A 17,831-nucleotide genomic window follows, 5' to 3' on the forward strand; every position below is an offset into this window, starting at 1 on the left:
TCTTTTACTTTTCTGTATTCTGCAAAGCCAGATTTATAGCTTCGGGGAAAATATTATATTCAATTTGATGAACTTTTTCTGCCAAACTTTCAACCGTTTCATCAGGTGAAATTTCAAATGATTTTTGAAGGATAATTTTTCCTTCATCAATTCCTGATGTCACATAATGTACGGTGGCTCCGCTTTCTTTTTCTCCGGTTTTTAAAACTGCTTCGTGAACATGATGCCCCCACATTCCCTTTCCGCCAAATTTAGGCAGCAATGCCGGATGAATATTGATAATTTTTCCTGAAAAACACTCGCAGAACTCTTTACTTAAAATGGATAAAAATCCTGCAAGAACGATAAGATCGGTATTTTCGGGAAGCATTTCGGATAGTTTTTCCGAGAAATCTTTTCCTCTTTTTATCAGAATATTTTTAATCCCGTGTTTTTCCGCGCGCTGCAGTCCAAAACATTCACGGTCTGCAACCACCATGGTGATTTCAGCGTTTGGAATTTCCCCGTTTTCAGTGCAGTGGATGATTCTCTGCAGATTGGTTCCGCCGCCCGAAACCAAAACAACCATATTTTTCATGGAGATGCTGCAGTTATTAATTCAATACTATTTTTTCTGTACCTTCAGTAATTTCACCGATTATATAGGCGTCATCCAGAAGATCCAGCACTTTTTCTGCGTGTTTTTCGTCCACTACGATTACCATTCCAACTCCCATATTGAACGTTCCGAACATTTCCATTCTGTCAATATTTCCTCTTTTCTCCAGCTCCAGCATCACGCTTGGAATTTTAATTTTAGAAGTATCAATTGTTGCACATAGGCCGTCGCCTAAAATTCTCGGCACATTTTCGATAAGACCGCCGCCGGTGATGTGCGCAATACCGGAAACTTCAATTTCTTCCAGTAATCTGTGAATCGGTTTATAATAAAGTCTTGTAGGGACAAGAAGTGTTTCGTAAAGCGGTTTACCTTCAAATTCCTCATTAAAATCAGGGAAAATTTTTCTCACCAAAGAAAATCCGTTGCTGTGGAAACCGGAACTGGGCAGTGCGATAATTTTATGTCCGTTTTTAATTTTCGAGCCGTCGATAATTTCATCTTTTTCGACGATACCGACACAGAATCCGGCAACATCGTAATCGCCAGGTTTGTACATTCCCGGCATTTCTGCTGTTTCACCGCCGATAAGTGCGCACTCGTTGTCTTTGCAGGCGTTCACCATTCCCATCACGATTTCTGCAGCAATTTCGGAATCGAGTTTTCCACACGCTAAATAATCTAGGAAGAAAAGGGGTTTTGCGCCGTGACATAAGATATCGTTGGCACACATCGCAAAACAGTCTACCCCAATCGAATCGTATTTTTTTGAATCCAGGGCAACTTTCAGTTTGGTCCCAACACCGTCGGTACCGCTTACAAGCACAGGATTTTTGTAACCTGCAATCTGGTAAAACGCGCCGAAACTACCCAGGTTGTTCAGTACATTTTTGTTATGGGTTTCAGCAACTGCAGTTTTAATTTTATCAACTGTTTTGTAGCCTTCTTCTTTGTCTACTCCGGCGGATTTATAGGTATTGCTCATGATATAATTTAAGATAAGCGGTTTGAAGTTTAATGATAAAAAAAGCCGACAATCATTCAGACGTCGGCTCATAATTAATTTATTTCGGCGAAGATTTCACTTCCAGAACTTGGAATTTTTCTTTTGGGGAATGTAATCTCTGCGGTTTCAAAGTGTAAAAATTTTGTTCTGCGAAAATAAGATTTTAAAATGAATTTAAAAAATCATTGGTGAAAAAAAGCAGATTTTGACTATAGTAAAAGCGTATATATTGATTCAAATGGTTATTTTTGTCTGAACTTAAAACAAAAATATGGCTTCAGGTTTTTTTGCAATTCTGGATGATATTGCAGCTTTGATGGATGATGTAGCAGTAACATCTAAAATTGCGACCAAACAGACCGCAGGAATTTTGGGCGATGACCTGGCAGTGAATGCCGAAAAGGCGACCGGATTTCTTTCTTCAAGAGAAATTCCCGTGCTTTTAAAAATCATGAAGGGCTCGTTTATCAACAAACTGATTATTGTGCCCATTGCTTTTTTACTTCAGGTTGTGTATCCGCCTGCAATTAAGGTTATTTTAATTTTAGGCGGACTGTATCTGGCGTATGAAGGTGTTGAAAAAGTGATCGAATATTTCTTCCACCGCCAGAAAAAAGGGCAGGAAGTCATAAAAGAAGTGGAAGAACCTTCAATGGATGGCGAAAAAGCTGAAGCTGCAAAAGTAAAATCTGCCATTACCACCGATTTTATTCTTTCGATCGAGATTGTAATTATTGCTCTGGGAACAGTTCTGGATAAGAGTCTCCTGATACAGATCATCACGGTTTCAATTGTCTCGATCATTGCAACGGTAGGCGTTTATGGAATTGTGGCGCTTATTGTAAGGATGGATGATGCCGGTTACAAACTCATGAAGAGATCAAATGAAAAAGGATTTTTTAACAGTCTGGGCGAAATTCTGGTGAAGGCATTGCCCATCGTCATCAAAATCTTGGGCGTTGTGGGAACGATTGCGCTAATCCTTGTATCGGGTGGAATTTTCGACCATAATATCGATACGCTGCATCACTTTTTACCGAAGGTTCCTGAGATGGCCAAACAGTTTCTTTATGGAATGGTTGCCGGCTTAATTATGGTTCCACTTGTGTTGGGTGGCAAAAAAGTGTATGCCATGGTGAAGAAATAATCTTCTTTAAATTATAATAAAAGAGCAGCCTTGATGACTGCTCTTTTTTTGTGATGAATGTGTAAGGCTGTATTTATGAAAAATGTGCTTTCACGGCTTCTAATTTTTCATGGAATTCTGCTTTTTTCTCTTCATCAGTAATTCCTTTGCCTTCTTCAAAGCGTTCTTTAAAATTAGGCAGCGAAAAATAAGCAATCACATTAGCTCCACTGAAAGGTGCACGTTTCAGAAACACTTCTATGACATTTTTTCCGCCACCGTTACCTGGAGCTGTTGCCATCAGGAAGATGGGTTTATCGCCGAAATGTTTGCGGTCTTTGATTCTGGAAACCCAGTCGAAGACATTTTTAAAAGCCGCAGAATAGACAGAATTATGTTCCGCAAGAGACATCAAAATAAGATCACTGCTGTCGATTTTCGATGCAAAATCTTTTGCCAGCTGCGGAATTCCGTTTTCCAGTTCTCTTTCATGCTTGTAAATCGGCATTTCAAAATCGTTTAGATCCAGAATTTCGACATTATCATCGGGGAAGAATGAAGCGGCAAAAGTCACGAGTTTCTTATTGATGGAGACTTCGGAATTGCTTCCGGCAAAAGCTAATATTTTCATAATTGAGGTTAAGGTTAAGGTTAAGTAAATTTTGATAAAGATAATTAATTATAAAACCATGGGAACTTCCATGAGCAAGATTTCGGAATCTTCCAAAGCTTCAAGTGTAAATTTATCCGTTTCCCAGATTCCAAAACCGTCTCTTGTTCCTAAAATCTGATCGCCGATTTTCGCTGAACCTTTCAGCACGAACACATACACACCGTTTCCTGGGAGGTGTATTTTGTACTCTTTGGCATTTCCTTTTTCAAATTTCGCCAGATTAAACCAGGCATTCTGATGAATCCAAACACCTTCGTCGTCGGGATTTGGAGAAAGAATCTGCTGAAAATCGTTGATATTTTCGTTTTCTTTGATACTGATCTGGTCGTAACGCGGGCTAACATTCATCTTGTTTGGAATTACCCAAATCTGCAGAAATTTTACGAACTCATCTTTGTTTTTGTTGTATTCGCTGTGCATTACACCTGTTCCGGCGCTCATGACCTGAATTTCTCCATTTCTGATCACTGCGGTAGTTCCCATGGAATCTTTATGCTCCAGATCGCCTTCCAGCGGAATAGAAATGATTTCCATATCGCGGTGAGGATGCGTTCCGAAACCCATTCCGGAAGCGACCTGATCGTCATTAAGAACTCTAAGCACTCCGAAATTCATCCTTTCCGGATTGTAATAATTGGCGAAACTGAAAGTATGATGGGATTTCAACCAGCCATGATCGGCGAAACCTCTGGTGTCTGCTTTATGATAAACTGTTTTCATTTTAATATTTTTATTGGTTTGTTGATGCAAAAATAGAACAACTGAACGGCTGAAACATTGATATAAGATAAGTTATTAACTTTGATAAAAACCGGATATGAAAATCACAGAAAAAAGAATTTATGAAAAACCTGCAAAAGATGATGGCTTTCGGATTTTAGCAGACCGGTTGTGGCCGAGGGGAATGAGCAAAGAAAAAGCCGCAATCAACTGGTGGGCAAGAGACATTGCTCCTTCTACCCAACTCCGGAAATTGTATCACGGAAAAGAGATTGATTTTAAGAAATTCAGTAAAAAGTATTTGAAAGAGCTTTCAGAAAATCCTGAAACCGAAACGTTTTTAAAGGAAATTAAAAAACACAAAACCGTTACGCTACTTACATCTGTAAAAGAAATTGACGAGAGTGAACTTCCGGCGCTGAAAAATTTTATTGAACAGCATCTGAATTTAAAATAAAAATTCCGTCAAATTAAATATGACGGAATTCTATTTTAAATTTAGAAATCTGAATTAAAAATGCACCTGCTGGATTTCTTCTTCCAGTTCTTTATCTGATTCTTTGCCTTCACCTTTGATTAAAAACATGGTTACGGCTGCAGCAATTATCAGACAAAACCCGCCTACCACAATATAATCGATGGACATGTTGCCGAAAAGATTTTTAACGATAGGCCCGCCGAATATTCCGTTGAAAATCTGAGGAATTACAATGAAAAAGTTGAAAATCCCCATATAAACGCCCATTTTTCTCTGCGGAATGGCATCGATGAGCATTGCATAAGGCATTGCCAGAATACTGGCCCAGGCAAATCCCAGCCCGATCATGGAAATCCAAAGCATACCGGTATCTTTAATAAAAAACATGGATATTAAGCCAAAACCTCCCGAGAGTAAAGCTAATGCATGAGTCTGTTTCTTTCCGATGGCTTTTGCTATAGGCGTTAATAAAAATGCAAACGGAATTGCAAATAAGTTATAAAGCCCAAACAAATGTCCGGTTAAATCACCTGCTTTATTAAATTCCGCAGACTGCGTATCTTCGGGAGAAAGTCCGAAATGATGGGTAGCTAGAGCACTGGTGGTAAATACCCACATGGTAAACAAAGCAAACCAAGAGAAAAACTGCACGGCACCCAATTTTTTCATCAGTGGTGGGATGGTCGCAAAATCCTTAAACATATCCGAAAACTTGGAACGGTGTTCCGTACCTTCTTCCCGGCCCTCGAACTCAGCAAATTCCTTTGGTGAGTATTCTCTCGTCGTAAAAATGGTGTATAAAATAGAGGCAATTAAAACAGCTGCACCTATATAAAAGGCATAGATTACATTATTGGCTACATAACCTTCAGCCGCTACATTAGAAACGCCCATCTTGGTGAGCCAGTTGGGCATTTCGGAACCGATGACTGCGCCGATACCTATCAGAATCGTCTGGATAGAGAAACCCAGCGTGCCCTGATGTTTCGGAAGCATATCTCCTACCAGCGCGCGGAAAGGTTCCATGGCAATATTCACGGAAAAATCCATCATGGCAAGGAAGATTACGGCCAACAACAATACATTGGCTGCGATGAGATGGGTTACAGAAGCCGCGTTTGGCAAAAGAACCAAACCGATGGCGCACAAAACCGCACCAATGAGGAAGTAAGGTTTTCTTCTTCCGAGCGGACTCCAGGTATTATCGCCCATGTGACCGATGATGGGCTGAACGATTAATCCGGTAATGGGTGCTACGAGCCAGAACCAGGAAAGTTGGTGCACATCAGCACCGAGGTTGGCGAGAATTCTGCTCGCATTTCCGTTCTGCAGGCCAAATGCCATTTGGATGCCGAGAAACCCCATACTCATATTGATAATCTGAGCGATACTGAGGTTGGGTTTTATTTTTTTAGCCATAACTTAATGAATAGGAATATTTAATTTTTCTTTAATTCTGAAATTAATGCGTCCTCGATTGGCGTTTTTATTTTCACTACCTCATCGATGACCTCATTGGGAACTGTGGTGGATAAAACATACTGCCGGATTTTCCATTTGCCACCAATTTTTTCCAGGACGCCGGAACCGCGGCAGATTTTCATCTGGGTATCTAAAACCTCATCAAACCATGCATAGTTGCCGTCTTTGCTGAAAGTGATGCTTCTTTTCAGGGAAGTAAAATTCCAGGCTTTGCCTTTGTCAAAAAAAGGTTTTGCCCAAGCCATAAATTCTTTTTTGTTCCAGACTTCGGTGGCGTCGGTACCGATGAACGTGGATTCTTCCGCAAACAGATCGAAATAATTTTTGTAATCGGCGGTTGCAGCGAAAGTATTGAGATCGTCGAGAACTTTGCTGATGTTTTTCTTCTGCACATTTTCGTAAAAGCCTTTATTTTGGGCTGAAAGTGTTACTGAAAATGTAAAAAACAGCAATAGGACTGCGATAAAATTTAGTTTTTTCATAATCATGGTTTCTAAACTTACAGTTGCGTAAGATTATTTCAATTCTAAAATTAAAGAAGATTTTCCTGAAACCGTTAATTTATTTTTTGAATTTACCACAAAATCTTTTCCGGAGATGATATCCTTTCCTGCAGAAACTCCATCTAAAGACTCCGTGAAACGGTTCAAATCAAGAGTCTGTACTTTTTCGTTATTGTTAATCACGACCATAACTTTCTCCTTTTCGTTATAACGGAAATACACATACACCCTATCTTTCGGCATATAATGTTTTGTTTTTCCGGTATGGATGACTTCTTTGCTTTTTCTCCAGTTCAGAACTTTCTGGGTGAAATCATGAAATTCTTTCTGTTCTGCAGTTCTGGTTGCCGGATTGAAAGCATTCTGTGAATCCCCTTTCCAGCCTCCAGGGAAATCTCTTCGGATATCGGCATCGCCTTTCGATTTTTCGCCACGCATTCCGATTTCAGAGCCGTAATAAATCTGCGGAATTCCGCGAACGGTGGAAATTAAAGTTAAGGCCATTTTGTAGTAACGCGAATCGCCGTTGAAGATTTCGTTGAATCTTTCCGTATCGTGGTTTTCGAAGAATACGAGGATGTTGTTGATGTCCGGATACAGAAAATCGTTTCCGAAGGAATTGTAAATTTTAATCATCCCCTTGTCCCAGCTGTCTTCTTCTTTCAGTGCTGAAGGCAGATCTGTGTAAAGCGTGAAATCCATAACCGAAGGAAGATTGGAGTTGTAACCATCGATCTCACCGATTTTTGAATCTTTCTGCCAGTAGGAAACATGCGCCGGATTATACATCCAGGCTTCTCCCACAATATTGAATTTCGGATATTCGTCGGTAATCGCTTTAGCCCATTTTGCCATGGCCACTTTATCGTTGTAAGGATACGTATCCACGCGCAGCCCGCCAAGTTCGGCATATTCAATCCACCAAATGGCGTTTTGGGTTAAATATTTTAGAACCAAAGGATTGCTTTGGTTTAAATCAGGCATTGTGGTATCAAACCAACCGTTGAGCGCTTCTTTTTTATCGGTATCTGCCACGTTGGTATCAAACTGCGAAGTGATTCGGTAATTGGATCGCTTGAAACCATATTTTCCTTCACCGTCCGGAAACTGATGAATCCAGTCTTTGGTCGGTAAATCCTGAATGAGCCAGTGCGAAATTCCCCAGTGGTTGGTCACATAATCCTGAATAAGCATCATGCCGCGTTCCTGAAGTTCGCGCGAAAGTTCAAGATATTCTTCGTTGGTTCCGTAGCGTCCGTCGATTTTGTATAAATCGGTTTGGGCGTACCCGTGATAAGAAGTCTGCTTCTCATTATCTTCGTTTGCCGGTGTAAGCCAAAGTGCCGTTGCGCCAAGATTTTTCAGATAATCCAGATTGTTGATGATTCCCCGCAAATCGCCGCCGTGTCTTCCGTTTGGTGCATCGCGGTTGAGTTTATCGGTGAGGTTTTTCTGTGAATCGTTAGAAGGGTCACCGTTTGCAAACCGGTCTGGCATGATGAGATACATTACATCTTTCGAGGTGAATGAATTTCTGTCAGCGGAACCAGGCTTTCGGTTTTTGAGTTCGTAATTGTAGGAATACCGTGTTCTGTTCTTTTCCTTAAAATTAATTTTAAAGGAAGAAGTATTGATTTCGTTGGTATTTACGGTAATAAAAACATAATTGGGATTTTCGGTTTTTGTGAGATTTATGACCTGAACATTGTCGGATAATTCTACAGAATATTTTGAAATATCTTTCCCGTAAACTAAAATCTGAAGTTCCGGGTTTTTCATTCCTTTCCACCAGAAGGCGGGCTCCACTTTCTGGATTTGGGCAGATGAGAAAGAAAAAACGAGGATAAAAAATACTGAAATATAGTTCTTCATTTTAAATTTTGGCTAAAGCCTTTGGTTTAGTTCTTAAAAAAACGGGCTGAAGCCCGTTTCTAATGATTTATTTTACCGGTTTCACAGAAATGGCGTATCCACCGCTTCTTGCAAGCTTCATCGGTAGTTTCGATGAACTGGTTACGGTTTTCTTATAGATTTTGTAGGATTGCGGATTGTTGATATAATCAGCATTGTCGCCATCGGCATACACGGTGGCTTCGTACTTTTTACCTTTCGGTAGGAAAGAAAAATCTACGGTGTAGTTTCTTGCATTTTCGTCGGTAATTCCGCCGATATACCACTCGTCTTTGCCTTTTGCTTTTCTTGCGGTGTGGATATAATCTCCAGGTTCTGCAGAAAGGATTTTAGTATCATCCCAATCTACCGCAACGTCTTTGATGAACTGGAATGCATCCATATGCCGGGCGTAATTTTCGGGTAAATCTGCCGCCATCTGCAGCGGAGAATACATTACAACATACAGTGCAAGCTGCTTCACAAGCGTGGTTTTTACAAATCTTTTATCTCCGGGGAAATAATAATCCAGTTTAGTCTGGAAGATTCCCGGGGTATAATCCATTGGGCCGCCCATAAATCTGGTAAACGGAAGAATGGTCTGGTGATCGGGATTATTTCCGCCAAAAGCTTCGAATTCGGTACCGCGTGCAGCTTCAGCGGCGATCCAGTTCGGATAAGTTCTGCTTAAACCGGTTGGACGGACGGATTCATGGGAATTCACCATGATTTTATATTCATGTGCTTTTTCGGCAATTCTCAGATAATGATTGATGGTCCATTGGGAATAATGGTGTTCGCCACGCGGAATGATATTTCCCACATAACCGGTTTTCACCGATGGATAATCGTATTTGTTCATCAGCTGGAAAGCTTTGTCAGCCCAACGTTCGTAATTGGTCGCAGAGCCGGAAGTTTCGTGGTGCATCATGAGTTTCATCCCTTTGGAATGGGCATAATCATTCAGCATTTTGATATCGAAATCCGGATAAGGCGTGATGAAATCGAAAACAAATTCTTTGCTGTGACCGAACCAGTCTTCCCAACCTGCATTCCAGCCTTCAATAAGAAGCGCATCAAAACCGTGAGCAGAAGCGAAATCAATGTATTCTTTAACTTTGGTATTGTTCGCCGCGTGTTTTCCGTTCGGGGTAAGTTTAGAAAAATCAGTTTTTCCGATGTGAACATTATTGGCGGTTGAATACGACCAGTTCGATTTACCGATGATCATTTCCCACCAAACGCCCATGTATTTTGTGGGTTTGATGTACGAAGTATCCTTATATTCCGTAGGTTCGTTCAGGTTGAAAATCATTTTCGAAGCCAGAACTTCTTCGGCTTTTGGCGAAACAATGATGGTTCTCCACGGCGAAACTGCAGGGGTCTGAATATACCCTTTCGCACCCTGCGCGTCAGGAGTTAAATGTGTTTTAAATTTGAAATTCGCAGCATCAAGTTCCAGATTGGAAGCCGGATAATTAATGACTGCAGCCTCAGAAATATTCACATACAATTGGTCTTTTCCTTCTTTTTTAAGCATTAAAGGCGTTTGAACCGCATTTTTAATTAAAGACTGTGATGCATTTCCGTCGTAGGAAGTTGGCCATTTTGCAGGAACTTCCGAAAGATTCGAGGTTTGAGTCTGATATTCCTGAGAATCGTAATCTCCGGCAAGCCACCAGGCTTTCATATCGGTTGGAAGATCGATTTCGGAATCTTCTTCGCGGATTATGAAATAATTAAGGTTTTTCTGCTCGGGGAACTCATATCTAAAACCTAAACCATCATTAAACAACCTGAATTTCACAATAATATGTCTGTCGTTTTCATCCTGATTTAAAGTTACAGCCAGTTCGTTATAATGGTTGATGTAGGATTTTTTCTCGCCCATAATCGGATCCCAGGACTCATTTTTGGAATCAAATTTTTCAGCGGTTTTGGTAAATCCGCTGTCGAGATTTTTACCTTTCTGGTCTTTGTTTTCTATTTCCGAGGCAAACTGAATGTCGCCGTCTCTCAACAGTCTTAATCCTAATTTTGAATCTTCAACCACGGTTTTCCCCTGATATTTAAGATTGTAATAAGGCACTCCGCTTTTGAGTTGAAAATTCATTTCAAATTTTCCGTCGGGAGATTTTAAAGACTGTGCGTTAAGTGCGAAACTTCCCATCAGCAGGAAAAGCGCAGATATTTTTATATTTTTCATACAATAATTTTCGAATCAATAAATTTAGAAAAAATGTGAGTAATATCCAACTTTTTGAGCAATCAATTGCGCCTTTTAAAAACAAAAAACTGCTGCCGAAAAGCAACAGTTTTATAAATAATTATTTGTAATCTGGTTACTGAGGCGTTAATTTATAAGTCCCCAATTTTATGTTTGCCGTGATTTTGTATAATGCACCGCCACCATCGAATTGGATGTTATCATTATCTCCTTTTGGCCCAAGGAATCCTGAGTTTCCACCGGTGTGGATATTTGCCCACTCTAAATCTCCCCAAGCCTGCTGGCCGATGAATTTGAATTGGGCTCCGTCCGGGATTGCGATTGTATATTCGTAAACACCATCGTTCACCTGCTGCATTGGCAAGGCGTTGTTCGCATCCCAACCGTTAAGTGAACCTACCAAGTATAAATTGGTTGGTAAAGTTGGCAGCGCAGATGGAGTTACCGTGATGTCTCTTGAATTCTGATCGATTGTAATTTTGTACATTCCAGAGTTTCCTGTAAACTTCATATTCTCATTTCCTGAAGGCTCCAGATTGGTTGACCAGGTATTGAAGTATTTGTAAGAATCGTTAATTCCTGAAGCATTTAAACTGTAATTAATCGGGCCCCAGTCCTGCTGACCGAGGAATCTGAATTCGCCGTTCTGCTCAAGATAAGTATAGATCTCTGAAATTTCATTGGTATTTTTCAAAAGCTGCGATTCACCTGCATTCCAGCCAACTGCTGTTCCGCCACCAACTAAGTAGAAGTTTACGTAAGCAGGTTGGTACGGTGTTACTTTGAAGGTTACAATCTGTGAAACTTTTGTGATGGTACCGCCGGCAGAAGCTGTTGTTGCAGTAACGCGAACATCAACTTCTGAAGATACTCCTACCGGTAAGCCCAGTTTAAGTACCGCATCGTTCAGATTGAAATTAGTCCATGCCAATTCTTTGGTATTAACAGTAGTTCCTGCAGAAGAGAATGTAGTTGAGCCTTTAGGGGCAATTTCTACATTATAATTCACATTTACACCGTAAGAATAGTCTGTCCAGGTAACAGTAGCAGCGGTGGCAAGTGGGTTGGCTGCATCGAGCACGATCGCCTGTCCTGCCGTAGGTTTAGTGATCACCGGAACATCAACCGGGTAAGGGGTTACTGTAAAAGAAATCGCATTAGATACTGCGCTTCCACTTTCTACTCTAACGTACACTTTGGAAGGTGAATATGGGCTTATTCCCGCCTGAAGCATCGCAGTATTTAATTCACCAATTGTTGTTTTAAGTACATTGGTAGTTGGGGTTCCCAATACTGCCTTGTTTTTAAAATCTTCGGTTGAAGAAACTACCACTGAATAAGAAGTGGCCGCTGCAAGTTTATCCCAGGTAAGAATGTAGGGATTATTTTGCATAGTAGGGTAAAGCACTGCCGCACCCAAAGTGGTGTCGTGTAACTTAAACGATGCTTCTGCAGTCGTCCAGTTGCGGTCGGCATCCTCTCTACAAGAGGTGATTAAAAGCAATGGTAAAATCAATACCATTATTGTTTTAAATATATTTTTCATAAGATTTAATTAATAATTGTGGATGATTATTTTACCGGAATTAGCGTGTAATCTCCCGTTGCATCGTTGAAATAAACATCATAAGTCCATTCTGCTGATAAGGGAATATTTGCACCGTTAATTGTTGCGGTTCCAAAGAACTCCGAATTTGTTCCCCAGTTAGTATCCCAGGAATTATTGGCTCTGAATTTAAATTCACCACCAGAAAGGCTTACTCCTTTTTTCATCCATACATGTGGATCGAAGGCAGATTGGGTAAGTTGTGTATCTGTATCCCAGTTTCCGTTGACTGAGCCAATGATCGAAATACTGCTGTAGGTTGTTGTCGGCGCAGTCACCGGCTCAAAGGTATAGGTTAGCGCTGAAGTATCTATAGTAAGTTTGTAATAACCTTCAGTCAATACCTTGATATCACCTGAACCACCGTCTGTACTTAACTGCCCTGCAGCTGCTCCTAACCCGAACTGTGCATCCCATGACCCTTTAACCTTAATCATTTTGAATCCACCTACCTTGAACAGTCCGGTAAATGTATATTTAGACGCATCTGCGGTTTTTAGCAATGGCAATAAATTGCCATTTGTGGCTAAATTATCCCAGCCTCCAGCTGTGGCATCTCCAATCAAATAAAGGTCAACAAAATCATAAGTTGGGCTTGCCAAATATGGGGTAATGTTAATGCTTGTTACCTTAGACTGCTGCTGTAAAACATTGTCTCCCAAATATGAAGTAACTCTGAAATACATCTTCTGAGATTCAAAAGGAACAAGACCGATTCTCTTAGCAGCCTCGTTCATTTCCTGATTGGTAAAAGAAACATTAGTTACCGACTGTGCGGTTTGTGCAAGCAGATAAGAATCAGCAAAGGATTCTGTTTTACTGATTTCGACATGATACTTTACCTCTACAGGTACCGTGAACGTCGCGCGCTCCCAGCTAACTGTTAATGCAGGATTCTGTGGAAAATTCTGATCAAGGAATAAATTCTCTGCAGACAGATCCATCACGATTGGTGCCGACTGGTTTTCAACCGTAATAATATCGCGGTCCTCACATGAAATCAATCCGAAAATCATGATTACAGCGAGAAAAAGTTTATTAATTGTTATATTTTTCATTGTATTGCTAAATTAGGTATTAATAACCGGGGTTTTGTACAAGATTCGGGTTTACAACCAGATCGTTGTTCGGAATTGGGAACAGGTTTCGGTATTCAGCAACTGCGATTCCGTCTTTTACATTACCTTTCCAAGGCCACAGATAAGCAGAAGAAGTAAATTTACCGAAACGGATAAGGTCTGTTCTTCTGGTCATTTCCCAGGATAGTTCTCTTGATCTTTCATCAAGAATAAAGTTAAGGTCTAAAACTGAAATCTGCGAAGCATTTGCTCTTGCTCTTAATGCATTAACATAACCGATTGCTGTGGCCATATTTCCTCCTGCACCACCTCTTACGGTAGCTTCAGCATACATCAGATAAATATCACCCAGTCTGTAAACCGGTAAATCTGTTTCAACCCAGTTATCGTGAATTCCAGGGGTTCCGTTACTCTTCACGTTTTTGTATTTAATGAAGGCATAGCCATCATTAAAGTTACCTAAATCGTTGATTTCAAGAGTTTGTCCGTCTTTGTAGAATCGGCCTCTTTTATCATTTGCTTCAAATTTATTAACAAGTGCTTTCGTGGTTCTGATACCGCCCCAGCCTCCGTTGACACCAAACTCAGCAGGATTCATTGTTCCACCAATCGCGGCATGTACTAAATAGGTAGTTCCACCGTTGGTTTGAGTTTTTACCCCGTCGTACACGACAGAGAAAATATTCTCAGGGTTATTCACATTGTTATCAGCCAGGAAAAGATTTTCATAAGATGAATTCAGTGCATATCCTGCAGAAATTACTTTTTGAGTATAAGTGATTACTTCGCCATATTTTTCAGCACCAGTGTACACTTTAGCATTCAAATAAAGTCTAGCCAACAAACTCCATGCGGCAGCTTGGTCAACTCTTCCGTATTCGTTCGTTTTAGGAGCTTTCAGTTCGTTGGCAACCTCCAGTAACTGAGATTCAACATAACTGAAAAGTTCTGCTCTCTTAATTTGCTTTGGTACGGTTCCGAAAGTAGTTTCATCAACAAACGGTACATTTCCGTAAAGATCCAGAAGGTGATAATAAGTCTGAGCTCTGAGGAATTTCGCTTCAGCTCTCATTACTTTAGCATCTTCAAGGTTTTGACCTGTAATTCCGTTCAGACTTAGTTTTTCGTCTGTCGTATTCTTAATAAATTCATTACAGAACGCGATTTCAGTATAAAGTCTATAATACATCGCATTGTTGAACTCATTTGTTGGCGTCCAGATCATTTTGTGAAACTCGTGCAGAGTACCATCATTCCATCCGATTACCGCTTCATCTGTTGTGATTACCTGAAGAGTATACAGCAAACGCATGTAGTTAGAGAAACCACCGTCGATATCTGCGATATCTCCGTTACCGTCACCACCGGCCTGGCCACCCACAGCTAAACCACCATAAAGTTTCGCCAGAAGGTTTTTATAGTTCCCAAAGTCTTTATATAGGCTTGCCGACGTAATTTCGGTGATCGGTTCCTGTCTTAAATCATCAACACAAGAGCTTGCCGTAAGCGAAAGTCCTAAGAAAGCTGCAATGATTGATAGTCTTTTTATTCTGAAGTTTTTCATTTTTCTAAATTATTAAAATTGAAAGTTAAGCCCTAATGAATATACCTTCGGTCTTTGGTAGAATCCATTATCAATATTACCGAAGATTTCAGGATCTACACCGGAATAATCTGTTACCACAAAAACATTCTGCGCCATACCGTAAACCTTAAGGTTACTGGATCCGCCGAAGATATCCCCGAAATTATAACCTAATGAAAGATTATCCATTCTTAAGAAAGATGCATCTTCTACGAAAGCATCACTCCAATACTGTGGTGTTGCAAAACCATAATTTGCGGTAGTACTTGAAATATTCTGAAGATATTCGTTCGTTGCAATACTTTGCACATTCGACTGTGACGCGAAGTTATTGTAAACATAATTACCGATTACCGCTCTAAGAGAGGTAGAGAAATCCCAGTTTTTGTACACAAACTTGGTAGAGAATCCAAATGTCGCATCCGGCGTAGTAGACTTGTAAAAGTACTTATCGCCTTGTGCAGTAATTTTTCCGTCACCGTTTCGGTCAACATAAACGCCATCCAATGGTTTTCCGTTGGTGTCGTAAACCTGCTGATAAACATAGAAGCTGCTTGGCGTATATCCTACAGAATGTCCCTGTACGTTGTTACCCACTCCTCCGGAAATTCCTCCGGTTGGGATAATATAACCTTCCTGAATCTGATCGGAGAAAGAAATGATTTTAGGATTGTAATGAGCCGCATTGAAGGTAAAATCCCAGGTAAAGTTTTCTCTCTTAACAGGAGTTACATTGATGAGGAATTCAATACCGTCAGTCTCCATTTCACCAATATTCTTGTTGTTTCTGTTACTGAACTCCCCTGCAGGAACCCCAACATTTGCCAACAGATCCACAGTGTTTTTTCTGAACCAGTCAATAGATCCGGAAATTCTGTTGTTCCAGAAACCGTAATCAATACCTGCATTCACTGTTCTTGTAGTCTCCCAGGTAAGATTTGGGTTATACTGAGTTGGTCTGTACATGAAGTAGAATGAATCCCCAAATCCGTACTGAGCAGTAGATTCAGAAATATTATAAGAAGGGAAAGATAAGTAGTAACCTCCGATTTCCTGTTGGCCGGTTTCACCCCAACCTGCTCTAAGTTTCAGGTCGCTTATTGCGTTTACCTCTTTCAGGAAGCTTTCATTTTTAACTTTCCATGCCACAGAAACTGCCGGGAAGGTTCCCCAAACATTCGTTAAGTCATCGGTTCCGTTATAGAATCTGGATGAAGCATCTCTTCGGATAGACCCATTAACGATATACTTGTCTGCAATAGTAAAGATTGCTCTTCCGTAGAAACCTAGAAGCGTAAGTTTACCTTCATAATTATTGGAGGTTACCGGCGGTTTGGTTGCATTACCAAAAAATGTTGTAGCAGAGGGAACAAGATCGTGGAAATTCTGGTAAGAGTATCCTGCCATTAAATCAACTTTGGTATTGATTGCAGTAATATCTTTTACGTAATTCAAATAGGTATCCAATAACTTGTTGGTCTTCTCCTGCGTGTAATCTCTTCTTGTACTTACGTTGTTTGATGCGATCATACCAGCATATCCAGGATATTCTGTTACAGCACCGGTACCTTTCTGGTAGTCGTAACCACCATTAACATTCCAGTGCAGGTCTGGTAAAAAGTGGAATTTATAATCCAGCTGCAAACTTCCGATCCCTCTGAAAACGGTAGACACATCTCTTCTTCCGTAAAGTGAACCAAGTGGGTTTCTGGTAGCGTTCACGTTGATATTCTGTGAAGGAGTTCCGTCACTGTTCGGTAACCACCATTCAAAATAATTGTTTACCAAATTACCGTTGGCACTGTAGTCGTAGATAGGCTGCGTAGGATCAAAATACTGCGCTGCACCAATTACGCCGGCAGGGAAACGGTTCTCCGTCATGGAACCTTTTACGTTCGCTGTGATGCTTAAGTGGTTGTCGAATAATTTCGGGGTCAGGTTTAAACCTACTGATGTTCTTCTGAACTCATTGGTTTTTACGATACCGTTCTGCTCATTATATCCCAGGGATAAGCGGTAAGGTAATTTCTTAATTCCTCCGGAAATAGCCACATTATTATCAGTTCCCCAGGCTTCCTGATAAATGAGATCCTGCCAGTTGGTATTGGCATTTCCTAATTTATTGATGTAATTCTGCGAAGCATTTTCCATAACGAATGCACGGAACTCATCTGCAGTTAATACATCAAGATTTCCCATTTTTGTAGAAACCGAAGCGGTAGTCGTGAAATTAACCTTCAATCTGCCGGAAGAGCCTTTCTTGGTTGTAATAAGAATTACCCCGTTAGAAGCTCTGTTACCGTAAATTGCAGCAGAAGATGCATCTTTAAGCACCGAGAAACTTTCAATATCATTTGGGTTAATCAGTGCAAGTGCGTTAGAAGCTCCGGAAACACCACCAAAATCCATCGGAATTCCATCAATTACGATCAGAGGATCATTACTTGCTGTTAATGAGGCTCCACCCCTGATTCTGATGGTAGAACCTGCACCAGGATTACCTCCGTTTCCTGTAACAGTAACACCCGGTGCTTTACCCTGAATCAGTTGATCAGCAGAAGTAGAACCACCGTTGAAATCTTTTGCAGTAATCGAAGCAATAGAACCCGTAAGGTCCTCTTTCTTTTGCTTACCATAACCAATCAGTACAACCTGCTCGATATCGGCAGTTTTAACCGAATCCGTAGTTTGTGCGTGTAACATTGTGCCCGCCAATAAAAAAGCCGGCGCAATTTTCAAAACTTTAGTATAGTTTCTCACAAAAATAAAATTTAAGGATTAATATTCAATACATCTCTTCTCCATTGAAGAAGCATTGCAATTTAAACAAAATTTCAATTATTATTAAAATTATCATA

Annotated in this window: 14 protein-coding genes; 2 read left to right on the top strand and 12 right to left on the bottom strand. The window is 40.5% G+C overall.

All coding sequences use genetic code 11. From position 1 onward, the window contains the following. Positions 1-4 precede the first annotated feature (4 nt). Both purN and purM read right to left on the bottom strand, forming a co-directional pair. The gene (purN, locus tag CDW55_RS00255; RefSeq protein WP_088467746.1) at positions 5-577 is read right to left on the bottom strand and encodes a phosphoribosylglycinamide formyltransferase; all 573 of its coding nucleotides are present in this window, start codon (positions 575-577) and stop codon (positions 5-7) included. A 16-nt stretch (positions 578-593) separates the two neighbouring features. Further along, positions 594-1,583 (bottom strand): phosphoribosylformylglycinamidine cyclo-ligase, encoded by a 990-nt coding sequence (purM, locus tag CDW55_RS00260; RefSeq protein WP_088467747.1) that lies wholly within the window; start codon positions 1,581-1,583, stop codon positions 594-596. Between the two features lie 292 nt (positions 1,584-1,875). Between purM and CDW55_RS00265 the strand changes: the two genes are divergently transcribed. Further along, positions 1,876-2,751: a DUF808 domain-containing protein gene (locus CDW55_RS00265; protein ID WP_088467748.1), complete on the top strand. Its 876-nt coding sequence runs from the start codon at positions 1,876-1,878 to the stop codon at positions 2,749-2,751. A gap of 73 nt (positions 2,752-2,824) precedes the next feature. Here the strand turns inward: CDW55_RS00265 and CDW55_RS00270 are convergent, their stop codons facing one another. Both CDW55_RS00270 and CDW55_RS00275 read right to left on the bottom strand, forming a co-directional pair. Then, positions 2,825-3,361 carry an NADPH-dependent FMN reductase gene (locus tag CDW55_RS00270; protein ID WP_088467749.1) on the bottom strand — a complete coding sequence of 179 codons (537 nt, stop codon included), beginning with the start codon at positions 3,359-3,361 and terminating at the stop codon, positions 2,825-2,827. A gap of 48 nt (positions 3,362-3,409) precedes the next feature. Continuing rightward, positions 3,410-4,123, bottom strand: coding sequence for a pirin family protein (locus CDW55_RS00275; protein ID WP_088467750.1), 714 nt, complete (start codon positions 4,121-4,123; stop codon positions 3,410-3,412). A gap of 97 nt (positions 4,124-4,220) precedes the next feature. Between CDW55_RS00275 and CDW55_RS00280 the strand changes: the two genes are divergently transcribed. Beyond that, positions 4,221-4,580 carry a DUF488 domain-containing protein gene (locus CDW55_RS00280; protein WP_088467751.1) on the top strand — a complete coding sequence of 120 codons (360 nt, stop codon included), beginning with the start codon at positions 4,221-4,223 and terminating at the stop codon, positions 4,578-4,580. 54 nt (positions 4,581-4,634) lie between these two features. On the opposite strand, the gene CDW55_RS00285 is transcribed toward CDW55_RS00280, so the two are convergent. The 8 genes from CDW55_RS00285 to CDW55_RS00320 all read right to left on the bottom strand — a co-directional run bounded on the left by CDW55_RS00285 (position 4,635) and on the right by CDW55_RS00320 (position 17,733). Next, positions 4,635-6,020: an MFS transporter gene (locus CDW55_RS00285; protein ID WP_088467752.1), complete on the bottom strand. Its 1,386-nt coding sequence runs from the start codon at positions 6,018-6,020 to the stop codon at positions 4,635-4,637. 20 nt (positions 6,021-6,040) lie between these two features. After that, positions 6,041-6,565, bottom strand: a complete 525-nt coding sequence (locus CDW55_RS00290; RefSeq protein ID WP_179285881.1) for a nuclear transport factor 2 family protein — start codon at positions 6,563-6,565, stop codon at positions 6,041-6,043. Between the two features lie 33 nt (positions 6,566-6,598). Beyond that, positions 6,599-8,458: a glycoside hydrolase family 13 protein gene (locus CDW55_RS00295; RefSeq protein WP_088467754.1), complete on the bottom strand. Its 1,860-nt coding sequence runs from the start codon at positions 8,456-8,458 to the stop codon at positions 6,599-6,601. Positions 8,459-8,525: 67 nt separating this feature from the next. Beyond that, a complete protein-coding gene (locus tag CDW55_RS00300) occupies positions 8,526-10,682 on the bottom strand; it encodes a glycoside hydrolase family 97 protein (protein WP_088467755.1) in 2,157 nt (718 codons plus the stop codon). 136 nt (positions 10,683-10,818) lie between these two features. After that, positions 10,819-12,249, bottom strand: coding sequence for a SusE domain-containing protein (locus tag CDW55_RS00305; RefSeq protein ID WP_088467756.1), 1,431 nt, complete (start codon positions 12,247-12,249; stop codon positions 10,819-10,821). Positions 12,250-12,275: 26 nt separating this feature from the next. After that, positions 12,276-13,367, bottom strand: a complete 1,092-nt coding sequence (locus CDW55_RS00310) for a SusE domain-containing protein (RefSeq protein ID WP_088467757.1) — start codon at positions 13,365-13,367, stop codon at positions 12,276-12,278. Between the two features lie 19 nt (positions 13,368-13,386). Then, on the bottom strand, positions 13,387-14,952 hold the full coding sequence (locus CDW55_RS00315; RefSeq protein WP_088467758.1) for a RagB/SusD family nutrient uptake outer membrane protein: 1,566 nt from the start codon (positions 14,950-14,952) through the stop codon (positions 13,387-13,389). A 12-nt stretch (positions 14,953-14,964) separates the two neighbouring features. Beyond that, positions 14,965-17,733, bottom strand: a complete 2,769-nt coding sequence (locus tag CDW55_RS00320; protein WP_088467759.1) for a SusC/RagA family TonB-linked outer membrane protein — start codon at positions 17,731-17,733, stop codon at positions 14,965-14,967. Between the last annotated feature and the right edge of the window lie 98 nt (positions 17,734-17,831).

The sequence above is a fragment of the Chryseobacterium sp. VAUSW3 genome (assembly GCF_002205795.1).
GTDB lineage: Bacteria > Bacteroidota > Bacteroidia > Flavobacteriales > Weeksellaceae > Kaistella > Kaistella yananensis.